The sequence below is a fragment of the Parabacteroides sp. 20_3 genome, from assembly GCF_964238835.1.
Classification (GTDB): domain Bacteria; phylum Bacteroidota; class Bacteroidia; order Bacteroidales; family Tannerellaceae; genus Parabacteroides; species Parabacteroides distasonis.
On record NZ_CAXSNO010000005.1, the window covers coordinates 395,096 to 407,636 of the forward strand.

The following is a 12,541-nucleotide window of genomic DNA, read 5'->3' on the forward strand; positions in this document are numbered from 1 at the left end:
ATACTCAAACGTATAATCCAAGGCTTGTCAAGCCATAAGCTTACGAGTTGAGAAGTGATTAGTTATTCACTTGGAGAACTTTATGCTAGCGGCTTAGTCTATTATTTAATGTTATCTTTATACGTGAAAAGAATAAGTCAACCATACCAAATTTGATCTCTTAAAAAGTACAATAAGCCTAATATTTAAAGATTGTTATTTATATTTCTGATAATCAGCGTATAATAAGAATTGATCAAAATGGGAGCCGATTACTATCCATAGTATTTTGCACTACTATTAATACTAATCGTACTTTCTATAAATAGCAAAGCAGACTACCATGAACCTGCTTTTTAAGAAATATACAATAAACAGAATGCGCAATACGAAAATAAACCTTACCTTTGGAGCAGTAATCACCTAAAACCATTTAACTATGGCGCAATACGTAGACATCATGACTGATGCTGGATTTAAGGCTGTCTTCCAAGACAAGCAAGTTACCATCAAGTTCCTTAACGCCGCCCTAGCCGGCGAACGGCAGATCAAGGACATCACCTACCTCGACAAGGAGATCAAGCCAGAGACCGTCGAGAACCGTACCATCATATTCGACCTGCTCTGCGAGGACGTGTCCGGGGCCAAGTTCATCCTAGAGATGCAGAATTGTCCCCAGCACTATTTCTTTAACAGAGGTTTTTATTATCTTTGTCGCATGGTGGCCCGGCAAGGACAAATCGGCAAGCAATGGCAATATCGGTTGCTACCCATCTACGGAGTCTATTTCTTGAATTTCAAGTTGCCGGAGTTCACAGACTTCCGTACGGATGTTGTCCTCGCTAACGAGAGGACGGGAAAGGTGTTCAATGAGATCAAGATGAAGCAGATCTACATATCGTTCCCGTTATTCAGTTTAAGCAAGGAGGAGTGCAAGAGCTCCTTCGAACGTTGGATTTATACATTGAAGAATATGAACCTATTTGAACAATCTCCCTTCAAGGAGGAACAGGAGACCTTCCTTCGCTTACTGGACGTGGCGAACGTCAACTCACTCAGCGAAAAAGAACGTGCGATCTACGAGGAAAACCTAAAGAATTATCGGGATTGGTATGCGACCATCGATTACGCACAAACGGAAGGGATTGAAAAAGGAATGCAGGAAGGAATGCAAAAAGGGATGCAGAAAGGGATCGAGAAAGGGATCGAGAAAGGCCGTCAAGAGGAAAAACTCCAGATAGCCCAAAAGATGAAGGAGCAAGGACTTGACTCCGAACTTATCGCCCAATGCTCCGGACTTTCTGTTGAAGACATTGAGCGACTATAACCCGAATCAACCGATTCAATTCGATCCGGGCCGCTTCCATCCACTATCCGGAGGAAACGGCCCGGATTACTTTCGTACATTCACGATACCTAGAAAGCGTAATTAAAATCCAACGGAATAAAGAAACTGACGATTGTTCCGCTCCCCATCCCCTTCTCCTTGCTTTGGACCGAATATGTGATCTTCTCTTTATTTCTCCTATTCAACAATAGGATCGTACGGTAAAGGACTTTCGTTCCCATCCCCGTACCGTTATGTCCCGCATTCGTAAACAGACGATACCCGGGTCCATTATCCTCTATACGGATATGGATGCCTTTCCCGTCGCGCTCCACGAAAACAGATAATCGCTTCTCGCCCTCGATCGCACACAAGCCATGTTTCACGGCATTCTCTACGGGTATCTGGATCAGCATGGCCGGGAGATAGATTGCGTCCGTGTCAAGGGAGGGATCGAGATTCCATTCCAGACGGAAGTCCGGCCCTAATCCTTGCGCCTGCAAATTCAAGTAAGTCCGGACAAAGCGTAATTCTTCCTCCAACGTGATACTAAGCTTTTCCGTGATCTCCAAACTACTACGTAACAACTCCACCAATCCGGAAAGTTGCGTACGGCGGGAACTTCCTTCTTCCTCCGAGCTAATCTCCCGGTTCAATATATTGAATATAAAATGAGGGGATACACGGTTGCGAATACTCTCCATCTTTAACTTCGTCACCTGATCGATATGGCTTAACCATTGGGCATGCCGTTTACGTTTCATAAAGTAATAAGCCATGCCGCTGACGATCGACAAGATCGCAAAAAGCAAGATCCAAACCCAACGGCTCATTTCCAAGTATTCCATCCGGCCGGCCTGTTGTTTAATAATAGCCTCCCGCTTGAGTAAAGTCGTATCTTGGCTATAACGCATATCGATCTCGGTGACACGCATCTGGGTCCGTTCGCTACGAATATTGTTCTCAATGACGCTATTCTTCGTTTGGTACTCATAGGCACGCCTAAAATCGCCCGTGGTAGCGAAGTAATTCTGCAAGTTCTTATTACGGATCGCTACCATCTTGGGATCTATGCCTACCGTATCCGTGTAACTCCTCAACAATTGATAAGCCAGCCCGGAGTTCCCCTCTTTTAAGGCTAGCGAAGCCTTCAAGGTCGTCAAATGGTACAAGGCCGTCTTATTATTATAGGTATGGAAGTACCTAAACCCTTTTTCCAGATAAAAACGAGCGGAATCCAACTGATCCAGACATAGATAGATCTCCCCTAAATTGATCTCGCATACGTTAGTATAGAAATCCATATGAGTAGGACGTACCACCTCACGGGCTTTCAAGAACCAAGGAAGCGCCTTCGCATACTCTTCCTTGTAATAATAGTAATTTCCCCGGCTATTGCAAAAGGTGAATTTCTCGCTCAAGTTACGAGAATCCAGTTCTTTCTCCGCCAAACGGTAAAAGTGATCGGATAAGTCAAAGTCCCTCAATTCCATATACGTCTCGCCCAAACCAAAATAAATAGGAAAGGACATCCGATCCATAATACCCAATGAATCACTCACGAAAAGAGCTTGGCGAAAGTAGCGGGCTCGCTGATCGTAAGCTCCTTTCCGGGTATATATATCCGCTATATTGATATAAATATCCGGGATTTTATGCTCCATCTCACTCTGCCGGATCTCTTGATACGCCTCGGAATAGCAAAGGAGGGCCGAATCCGTTTTATCCAAAAATGAATAATAATTGCCAACCGTATTTTTCAACGTCCCTAAGAGTCCATGTATCTTGGGAGACATCGGTACACGGTCGCAATAATCTATAATTGACCGATGTAAAACAAACCCGGAATCATATACACTATTTGCAAAATAAATCTGGCTTTTAACCGCAAGTAATTTATAATATTTATCGCTATCTTTAGTTAGACTTAAAGCTTCATCCAATGCGGAATGAGCATATCGAGGATTCCGGTAAATCGAATCCATAGCCATATGTTCCAAAGAGTCAATCCGCAGGTTATCAGAAAAAGCAAATGTTTTTTCCGGTAGCTTTCCACAAGAAAACAGAAACACAAAATGAAATAGCAATAATAAAATGGACATAAAAGTCATACACACCCTATATTTAGTCATCATCTTGGCGGTTTTAAAGTTCATATGCAAAAATATTTAAAAATTTAATCTACGCAATTATTTCTCCTAATAAATATCGAAAATCGATTACATTTGTAAATCTAAATTAGAGTACACATGAAAAACTTGATGATTCCTGCGCTGGCGTTATTTTTATCGGCGGCGGCGCAAGCAGACGACAGTCCGTTATGGATGCGTTACTGCGCGATCTCCCCGGACGGGCAGACGATCGCATTTTCTTACCAAGGGGATATCTACACGGTCCCTTCTTCCGGAGGAAAAGCCCGGCAGTTGACAACACATCCGGCGCATGATACCCGTCCGGTCTGGTCGCCCGACGGACAGAGAATAGCCTTCGCCTCCAACCGTAGCGGCAACTTCGATGTATTTCTCATGAACAAGGAGGGAGGGGAACCTAAGCGGCTCACCACCCACTCCACAAACGAATATCCCACTACCTTTAAGGACAACGGACACATCTTGTATCTAGCCAACGTATTGCAAGACGCCAAGGATATCCAATTCCCCGGCACCCGCTTTATGCAAGTCTATGAGATAAGCACGGACGGAGGAAGGCCGGATTTATATTCTTCGTTATACATGGAAAATATAGCCCTCAGCAAAGATGGCAGTAAATTATTATACAATGACTACAAAGGTTACGAGGACCCTTGGCGCAAGCATCATCAATCTTCTATCACCCGTGATATCTGGTTATGTACGCTTGGAAAAGATCGCTCTTTCCAGAAAGTAACCACTTTTGGCGGTGAGGATCGTAATCCTGTATGGGCCGCAGATGGGGCGTCTTTCTATTACCTAAGCGAGGAGAAAGGAAGCTTTAACATCTTCAAGAAGGATTTGGCAGGCAACAACGAGAAACAAATCACGACGCATACCACCCACCCCGTGCGTTTCCTTACCTCCGATAATTCCGGGACTCTATGCTATAGTTACGACGGCGAGATCTATACCGTTAAGGAAGGTCAGAAACCTGCCAAGGTGAATATCCAGATCGTCGCGGATAAGATCGAGAACGACGTGATCCATCGTCTTCTGACCGATGGAGCTACGGATATCGCCGTCTCCCCGAATGGAAAAGAGGTAGCGTTTATCACTCGTGGCGATGTTTACGTAACTTCTATTGAATACGAGACGACTCGTCAAATCACGAACACGCCGCAACAAGAGCGCAATATAGATTTCAGTCCCGACGGACGTTCATTGGTATATTCCGCCGAACGGGAAGGAACATGGGGGATCTACGAAAGTAAACTTACACGTGACGAAGATAAGCAATTCACTTACGCCCCGGAATTGAAAGAGGAGCCTCTTGTAGTCTCCGGACAAACCTCGTTCCAACCCTTATACTCTCCGGATGGCAACGAGGTGGCTTTCCTTGAGAACCGCACCACCTTACGTGTTATCAACCGAAAGACCAAGCAGGTCCGCACCGTATTGGACGGGAAATACCTCTATTCGTATAGCGATGGAGACCAGCATTTTCAATGGTCGCCAGACAGCAAATGGTTCTTGGTAGATTACATCTCCGTCGGAGGATGGAACAACACGGATATCGCCCTCGTGAAAGCGGACGGTAGCGGCGAGGTAACGAACCTGACGGAAAGCGGTTATTCGGATGGCGACGCGAAATGGGTATTAGACGGTAAGGCCATGATCTGGTCCTCCGACCGTGCCGGTTTCCGCAGCCACGGTAGCTGGGGTGCTGAGCGGGATGTGTACATCATGTTCTTCGACGGTGAGGCTTACGATAAATTCCGCCTCAGTAAAGAAGAACTGGCCTTGGTAGAAGCGGATGAAAACAAAGATAAGGACGAGGATAAGACATCCGATAAAGATTCCGATAAGAAAAAAGAGGATAAGGATAAGCCTGTAGTCCCCTTGAAGTTTGATTTGGAGAACCGCAAGGACCGGATTATTCGCCTGACCGCTAATTCATCCTCATTGGGAGACGCCGTACTCGCCCCGAAAGGAGATAAACTATATTATTGCGCCGCTTTCGAGAAAGGCTTTGATTTATGGGAACACGACTTGAAGGAAAAGTCCACTAAATTACTGCTCAAGAATGTCGGTCGAGGCACTCTATTCGCCGATAAGAAAGTAGAGAACCTCTATCTTACCGCCGGCGGTAAACTGAAAAAGATAGAGTTGAAGGATAGCAAGGAAAAACCGATCGCTTTCAAGGCCGAGTTCGCTTATCGTCCGGCAGAGGAGCGTGCTTATATCTTCCATCACGCTTGGCGTCAAGTCTTGGATAAGTTCTATGATCCGACACTCCGGGGCATGGATTGGAAAGGGTATGAGACCGCTTACGCCCGTTTCCTTCCGCATATCAACAACAATTTTGATTTCCAAGAGATGCTTTCCGAGCTATTGGGCGAGTTGAACGGCTCCCATACGGGCGCTCGTTACAATCCGGGACTAACCGGGCCGGAAACCGCCAGCTTAGGCGCTTTCTTCGATAACGCATACACGGGCGACGGATTGAAGATCGAGGAAATCATCGCCAAAGGGCCGCTGACATTGGCCGACAGCCAGATAAAGAAAGGCTGTATCATCGAGAAGATAGACGGAACACCGATAAAGAAAGACGCCGATTATTATCCACTGCTAAGCGGTAAAGTCGGTAAGAAAGTAATGCTTTCTGTCTATGATCCTACCAGCAAACAGCGTTTCGAGGAACAGGTAAAAGCGATCAGTAACGGAGAGCAATCGAACCTCCTTTATAAAAGATGGATCGAGAATTGCCAAGAAACCGTAGATAAATTATCGAACGGGCAAATCGGGTACGTACATGTAAGAGGTATGAACAGCGAGAGTTTCCGCGAGGTCTATTCCGCCTTATTAGGCCGTTGCCGGAATAAGAAAGCCGTGATCGTGGATACCCGCCATAACGGAGGTGGCTGGTTGCATGATGATCTGGCTACCTTATTGAGCGGCAAGGAGTATCAGCGCTTCGAGCCTCGCGGACAATACATCGGTAGCGATCCTTACAATAAGTGGACCAAACCGTCCTGTGTCTTGATGTGCGAGGATAATTATTCGAACGCTCATGGTTTCCCTTGGGTTTATAAGACCTTAGGTATCGGCAAGCTGATCGGCGCCCCGGTTCCGGGAACCATGACAGCCGTATGGTGGGAAACGCAAATCGATCCGACCTTGGTGTTCGGTATCCCGCAAGTAGGCGTGAAAGATATGCAAGGCAATTATCTGGAAAACCAACAATTGCAACCGGATGTCGAGGTGTACAATACTCCCGAGGCGCAGCTCTCCGGCGAGGACACGCAATTAAAAAGAGCGGTAGAAGTGATGCTGCAAACTGTAAAATAGCTTTTCTAGGCCTCGGAAATGACTTTTCAACCTTGTAAAATGCCTTCCGAGGCCTCAGAAACGACTTTTCAACCTTGTAAAATGCCTTCCGAGGCCTCGGAAACGACTTTTCAACCTTGCAAAATGCTTTCCGAGACCTCGGAAATGACTTTTCAACCTTGCAAGGTGGTTTCCGAGATCTCGGAAGCCTCTTTCACTCACATCGAACAGAAGAAAGAAACGAAAAACGGAACTGTGAAGTCCACCAAGATTCCGTGAAAGATAGAGACAAAGACCAAATCCTTTCCACAATAACGGGTGATAATCGGCAATGTCGTATCCATCGTAGTAGCTCCTCCCGCGCAGATCGGAGATAGCCTTCCGAAATATCTAACGAACAACGGAGCGCCCAGCAAGGCGAATATCTCACGGATAATATTAGCGATCAAGGCGATCGTCCCTAACTCCGCCGCCAATTGCGCCCCCAGCGTCGGTTCTTTTAGCTCTGTTATCAAGATGGAGGATAATGAATAATAGGCGAAACCGCTTCCGACCGCCAAACAATCGAACACGCTCCATTTGGTAAGAGCAAGGCTGATCAGGGCGGAGAAGCTCAACGTCCCGATAATAGTAGCCAGAGGCACCAATAAGAGTTTCGGCCGTATACTCGATAAAATATCTTTCAGTTTCTTATCGCTTCCTATGCTAATCCCTACTTGAAACATCAAGAGGTAAAGTACATAAACCGTTATATCATTCTCGATAATGACCCCGGGCAGATAACCGCTCCATCCCAGCAAGCACCCCAAGGCAAAGAAGCCCACGACGATCAAACTCCCTTTCATCCCCGGCTCCTTTCCTTAAAAAAGAAATGATAAACTCCCCACGCCGCCAAGACGCTCCCCAACGTACCGGCCGAAGCGATCAACAAGGCTTGCCCACCCAATGTCGTAAGATTATTCACGATAGACTCATTAGCCCCTACCGAAATTCCCAGCAGGAACAAAAGAAGAAGAATTGTATAAGAAATAGGCTTACCGATCTTTTGCAGCCATTCTACTTTACGAAAGAAATACCCGACGGCAATGCCGCAGAACATGATTCCGATTACTGTAAACATCCCTTTGTAGTTTTTGCCGCGAAGTTAACAGAAACTCACAGTACCACAAAGCGGCTACTTCTTCGTTTTCTTGAATTTCACGGGAATCTGCATACCTCCGGCGTCGGCCATTCCCTCTAACTCATTTCCTTTCTGGGTCATAGTTAAGTCTACAGGCGTTCCATCCACATAAAAAGAGCTGGTATAGGTATCTCCTTTCGCCTTGATATCATTTATCTCCAAGGTACTACCTTGTATATTCACTTTAGCGGTCAACTTGCCGTTCTCTTGCTTTATCTGAAAACTTCCATCTTGATATCCATACGGAGCGTCGGGGGCAGAGAAGGACCAATCGCCTACGAACTTACTGAGATCTGCGGCTTTATCCTGTGCCGAGATCGTGATACAAAACAAAAGGCATAAAAGGGTGGTAAAGGCTTTCTTCATATTCGTTCCCATAATCTTATGTATTAAATGAGTAATAGATTTAAATAACGTTCCAAATGTAGTGATTAATTTTCGATCTTCCGAGATATGTTCTAATATACGAGCATCAAATTCTTTCCCCAAAGGGGGTAATGCCTCGGCCTCATGAGATACGAACCAAGCCTTATAAGGTAATAAGTCGGGAGGTACCACCGCTGAGGAGAAAAACTGGCGTAATTCCCGCTCTTCCTCCACGGATGTGGCGCATTCCCAATATTTATCCAGCAACTTATTTATTCGTTGATAGTCCATACACGATCCATAAACAGATTACCTTACCGCATACCGCTCCATCCTTTCCTTATTTCCGGAATACGTTTCCCTCAATGCCAGATTACGCGCTACCATCATGCAATAGGAAGGTAAGTTCTCAATGACAATCCAGCTATCCCGGTCTTCCCAAACCTTAAGCAGGGCTTCCTGAACGATCTGCTCAGACTTCTCCACGTCTCCGGTAATCCGGAAAACAACCCGGAAAAGGTTATTCTTCAGCGGCAATATCTTTGTCGTAAATTCGTTTGTTCCCATACTTTTTTATCTATAAGACGAGCCAAGCCCGAAAAAGGTTGCAGATTTTAAAAGGAAATTTCCAATATTCCCCCAAAGCCATTATCTTTGTGACAGATGATTGATAATTCGCTTATTACAAACTAAATCAATAATAACAGTGAAAAGAACGATCTTATTTTTTCAGGCCGCTCTTGCCTGCCTGCTGGTAGGATGCAAGCAAGCGCCGGAGTCGCCGCGACTACAAGATGAGGTGAGGTATGTAGACCCATTCATCGGAACCGGGTTCCATGGACACACATTCCCCGGAGCTACCCGTCCGTACGCGATGGTACAACTAAGCCCGGATACCCATATCTTGGGATGGGACGCAAGTAGTGGTTACCATTATGATGATGACCATATCTACGGGTTCAGCCACACGCATCTTTCTGGTACGGGTATCGGCGATCTGGGTGACGTAGCTTTATTACCTTTCTCCGGTGGAGATTCCATCAAACCAGTAGCTACCTTCAAGAAAGACACTGAGAAAGCGACACCGGGGTATTATGCCGTACGCTTGGATAACTTTGGCATCAACGTGGAATTGACTTCTACGGATCGTGTAGGTTTCCACAAATATACATACGACAATCCCAAAGAACGTCGTGTCCTGCTTGACTTAGGGCATATCCTTCAACCGAACTGGGGACATAAGCTGATCGGTAACCAATATTTACTTGTAAACGACTCCACGGTGGAAGGAACCGTGAAGACACAAGGTTGGGCGCATTTCCATTCTATGTCCTATCGGATTACTTTCTCGGAACCGATCGAGACGGTATACCAATACATCGGGGGGAAATTACGTAAAGACTCCTTGTTCTTACGCCTAAATACGGCAGAAGATTTGAAGTTCCATTACAAATTCGCTGAAAAGGCACAACCGCTTTATGTAAAAGTAGCCTTATCCGTAGTCGATCCGGAAGGCGCCGAGAAGAATCTCGAGGCAGAATTGCCCGGATGGGATTTCGATAAGACCCGTGAGGAATCAACGCATATTTGGAACGAGGCGTTAAACTTGATCCAGATCGAGGCAGATCCGAAAGTCATGGTCAATTTCTATACGGCGCTCTACCATACCATGATCGCCCCCTTCGCTTATCAAGACGTGGACGGGCGTTATTTGGGTATGGACAAGAAAGTGCATACCGCCGAACCGGGTTACGTAAATTATTCCGTATTCTCCTTGTGGGATACGTTCCGTGCGCTTCATCCGTTAATGACAATCATTAATCCGGACTTAGCGACTGATTGGGGTAAGGTACTCGTGCAAGGTTATAAAGAAGGTGGAATATTACCCAAATGGCCTTTAGCCTCTAGTTATACAGGTTGTATGGTAGGATATCCGGCCGTCTCGGTCCTCGCCGACCTTGTAGCGAAAGATTTAGCGGAAGGTGATATGAGCACGTGGGCGGAAGCCGGCGCACGTTCTTCCGTTTACCGTGAGGATCTTGCCGAGAAGTTCAAAGGAACCCGTGAGTTGGATCTGATCACGATGCACCCTTACTATAAGGAGAAATATGGTTTCGTCCCCGCCGACTCTGTTCCTGAATCCGTATCGTGGGGATTGGAGATGGCATACGAGGATTGGTGTATCTCCCAAATCGCCAAGAAGGCAGGTAATATAGAGTTGGCGAATGAGTATGCCAAGAAAGCCGAATACTACAAACGCTATTTAGATCCCGAGACGAAAATGATGCGTCCGGTAATGGGCGACGGTTCTTTCCGTACTCCATTCAACCCTCGCTATTCTTCGCATATGAAAAGCGACTATACCGAAGGGAATGCCTTCCAATGGAGTTTCTTCGCACCACATGATATGGATAACTTCATCGCCGCTATCGGTGGCAAGAAAGAGCTGGAAACACGTTTAGACACCCTGTTCACCACCTCTTCCCAGATTGACGGGGCGGAAGCCTCCGGAGATATTACCGGATTGATCGGCCAATACGCTCATGGAAACGAGCCGAGCCACCATATGGCCTATCTTTATAACTGGACAGATTCTCCATGGAAAGGGCAAGGGTATTTAGATTATATCATGCAGAATTTCTACACGAATGAACCGGATGGTATCATCGGTAATGAGGATTGCGGACAGATGTCTGCTTGGTATGTCATGAGCGCCCTAGGTTTCTATCAGGTAAGTCCGGGTATTCCGGTTTACACATTGGGCCGTCCGATGGTAAATAAGGCTTCTATGCACGTAAAAGGCGGTATTTTCGAGATCGTGGCGACCAACAATAATCCCGCCAATAAATACGTTAAAGAAGTCAAGCTAAACGGTAAAGTCCTAGAGACTCCTTTCATCAGCCACTCCGATATCATAAATGGAGGTAAGCTTGAGTTTATCATGACCGATCAACCGGTAAAATAAATTCATATAAAGAAACATAAAAACAAAGGGCGAATCAGTACACTGGTTCGCCCTTTATCTTATATTTGCCCTCAAACGATTAAATTGAAAAGCTATGTTACTCACAACAACTAACACGATCGAAGGAAAAGAAATTACCCAGTACTTCGGAATCGTATCCGGTGAAACGATCATCGGAGCGAATGTATTCAAAGATTTCTTCGCAGGCATCCGGGATATTGTCGGAGGACGTGCAGGTTCTTACGAGAGTGTCTTACGCGAAGCGAAAGAAACGGCCTTGAAAGAAATGAGCGATCATGCGGCACGAATGGGCGCAAACGCTGTAATCGCCGTAGATCTAGATTATGAGACCGTAGGAGGAAGCGGAAGCATGCTGATGGTTACCGCCGCCGGGACAGCCGTACGCTACCAATAATCCCCAAAATGAAATACTTTGGAGCCGGATTAAGCGAATCACATAAAGAATTAAACCGCATTATCCGTAAACCGGAATTAATAGAGCAAACCAAGGAGCTCTTTCTTGAGATTCATGGGAAATTACACCTCTCTGTGGTGTCTGGTAATGAGAGAAACGAGGTCGATGAGCTAGTCGGAGATTTAAGAGAGGATGAATATGCCATTATGCCTACAGCGAAAGATGAAACCATCGCTTGGGTATTATGGCATATCAGCAGAATTGAGGATCTGACCATGAATATATTAGTTAACGGGGAAAAGCAGATCTTCAATGAAGACTGGCAAACCCGAATGAATTCCCCTATCAGAGACACAGGAAATGCCTTATCTGATAACCAGATTATTCAGCTAAGCAAAAGTCTACGTATTCAAGAACTCTTAGAATACAGGAATGAAGTAGGACGAAAAAGCAGAGAAATCATCCGAACCTTATCTCCCGATGACATACGCCGCAAAATCCCAGCTCAAAGAATAAGCCGGATATTAGAAGAAGGTGGAACCACAAATCATGAAGATTCGATTTGGTTGCTTGATTTCTGGGCTAAAAAAGATATAGCTGGTATTTTATTAATGCCTCCTACCAGACATGTCATGTTACATCTAAATGACTGTTGTAAATGGAAGCTAGCAATAAGAGGCAGACATCATTGAAAATTAAACGGCTGGTGTATATAACAAAAAAAGGAGTCAACCCTTTCGGACTGACTCCTCTCTCTTCCGGCTTTCGCCTTTCTCAAGACGGCGGCTACCTACTCTTCCACTGTTACGCAGTACCATCGGCGTGACGAGGCTTAACTTCTCTGTTCGGA

General features: G+C 45.7%; 10 protein-coding genes. 5 read left to right on the forward strand and 5 right to left on the reverse strand.

Annotated elements, in window-relative coordinates; translation table 11 throughout:
• Positions 1 to 418: 418 nt before the first annotated feature.
• Positions 419 to 1,306, forward strand: a complete 888-nt coding sequence (locus ACESPU_RS12915) for an Rpn family recombination-promoting nuclease/putative transposase (protein ID WP_005860923.1) — start codon at positions 419 to 421, stop codon at positions 1,304 to 1,306.
• Between the two features lie 89 nt (positions 1,307 to 1,395).
• Here the strand turns inward: ACESPU_RS12915 and ACESPU_RS12920 are convergent, their stop codons facing one another.
• A complete protein-coding gene (locus tag ACESPU_RS12920; protein ID WP_373133409.1) occupies positions 1,396 to 3,462 on the reverse strand; it encodes a histidine kinase in 2,067 nt (688 codons plus the stop codon).
• A 93-nt stretch (positions 3,463 to 3,555) separates the two neighbouring features.
• On the opposite strand from ACESPU_RS12920, the gene ACESPU_RS12925 reads away from it, so the two are divergent.
• Complete coding sequence (locus ACESPU_RS12925; RefSeq protein ID WP_373133410.1) at positions 3,556 to 6,786, forward strand: S41 family peptidase; 3,231 nt, start codon at positions 3,556 to 3,558, stop codon at positions 6,784 to 6,786.
• A gap of 197 nt (positions 6,787 to 6,983) precedes the next feature.
• Here the strand turns inward: ACESPU_RS12925 and ACESPU_RS12930 are convergent, their stop codons facing one another.
• The 4 genes from ACESPU_RS12930 to ACESPU_RS12945 are packed head-to-tail and all read right to left on the reverse strand — an operon-like array spanning position 6,984 to position 8,878.
• A complete protein-coding gene (locus ACESPU_RS12930) occupies positions 6,984 to 7,610 on the reverse strand; it encodes a lysine exporter LysO family protein (RefSeq protein WP_005866516.1) in 627 nt (208 codons plus the stop codon).
• The gene (locus ACESPU_RS12935) at positions 7,607 to 7,885 is read right to left on the reverse strand and encodes a LysO family transporter (protein WP_008773990.1); all 279 of its coding nucleotides are present in this window, start codon (positions 7,883 to 7,885) and stop codon (positions 7,607 to 7,609) included. Before ACESPU_RS12935 ends, ACESPU_RS12930 begins: the two co-directional genes overlap by 4 nt.
• A gap of 54 nt (positions 7,886 to 7,939) precedes the next feature.
• Positions 7,940 to 8,602 (reverse strand): hypothetical protein, encoded by a 663-nt coding sequence (locus ACESPU_RS12940; protein WP_044546139.1) that lies wholly within the window; start codon positions 8,600 to 8,602, stop codon positions 7,940 to 7,942.
• Positions 8,603 to 8,620: 18 nt separating this feature from the next.
• Positions 8,621 to 8,878 carry an RNA polymerase sigma factor gene (locus ACESPU_RS12945; RefSeq protein ID WP_044546140.1) on the reverse strand — a complete coding sequence of 86 codons (258 nt, stop codon included), beginning with the start codon at positions 8,876 to 8,878 and terminating at the stop codon, positions 8,621 to 8,623.
• A 139-nt stretch (positions 8,879 to 9,017) separates the two neighbouring features.
• Here ACESPU_RS12945 and ACESPU_RS12950 point away from each other — a divergent pair, with 139 nt between their 5' ends.
• The 3 genes from ACESPU_RS12950 to ACESPU_RS12960 all read left to right on the forward strand — a co-directional run bounded on the left by ACESPU_RS12950 (position 9,018) and on the right by ACESPU_RS12960 (position 12,383).
• Complete coding sequence (locus ACESPU_RS12950; protein ID WP_250788026.1) at positions 9,018 to 11,276, forward strand: GH92 family glycosyl hydrolase; 2,259 nt, start codon at positions 9,018 to 9,020, stop codon at positions 11,274 to 11,276.
• Positions 11,277 to 11,370: 94 nt separating this feature from the next.
• Positions 11,371 to 11,691, forward strand: coding sequence for a YbjQ family protein (locus ACESPU_RS12955; RefSeq protein ID WP_005860908.1), 321 nt, complete (start codon positions 11,371 to 11,373; stop codon positions 11,689 to 11,691).
• An 8-nt stretch (positions 11,692 to 11,699) separates the two neighbouring features.
• A complete protein-coding gene (locus ACESPU_RS12960; RefSeq protein WP_009018442.1) occupies positions 11,700 to 12,383 on the forward strand; it encodes a DinB family protein in 684 nt (227 codons plus the stop codon).
• Positions 12,384 to 12,541: the final 158 nt, after the last annotated feature.

Coding starts and splice junctions, on each gene's coding strand:
- ACESPU_RS12915 (WP_005860923.1), top strand. CDS start 419: ATGGCGCAATACGTAGACATCATGACTGATGCTGGATTTAAGGCTGTC.
- ACESPU_RS12920 (WP_373133409.1), bottom strand. CDS start 3,462: ATGAACTTTAAAACCGCCAAGATGATGACTAAATATAGGGTGTGTATG.
- ACESPU_RS12925 (WP_373133410.1), top strand. CDS start 3,556: ATGAAAAACTTGATGATTCCTGCGCTGGCGTTATTTTTATCGGCGGCG.
- ACESPU_RS12930 (WP_005866516.1), bottom strand. CDS start 7,610: ATGAAAGGGAGTTTGATCGTCGTGGGCTTCTTTGCCTTGGGGTGCTTG.
- ACESPU_RS12935 (WP_008773990.1), bottom strand. CDS start 7,885: ATGTTTACAGTAATCGGAATCATGTTCTGCGGCATTGCCGTCGGGTAT.
- ACESPU_RS12940 (WP_044546139.1), bottom strand. CDS start 8,602: ATGGACTATCAACGAATAAATAAGTTGCTGGATAAATATTGGGAATGC.
- ACESPU_RS12945 (WP_044546140.1), bottom strand. CDS start 8,878: ATGGGAACAAACGAATTTACGACAAAGATATTGCCGCTGAAGAATAAC.
- ACESPU_RS12955 (WP_005860908.1), top strand. CDS start 11,371: ATGTTACTCACAACAACTAACACGATCGAAGGAAAAGAAATTACCCAG.
- ACESPU_RS12960 (WP_009018442.1), top strand. CDS start 11,700: ATGAAATACTTTGGAGCCGGATTAAGCGAATCACATAAAGAATTAAAC.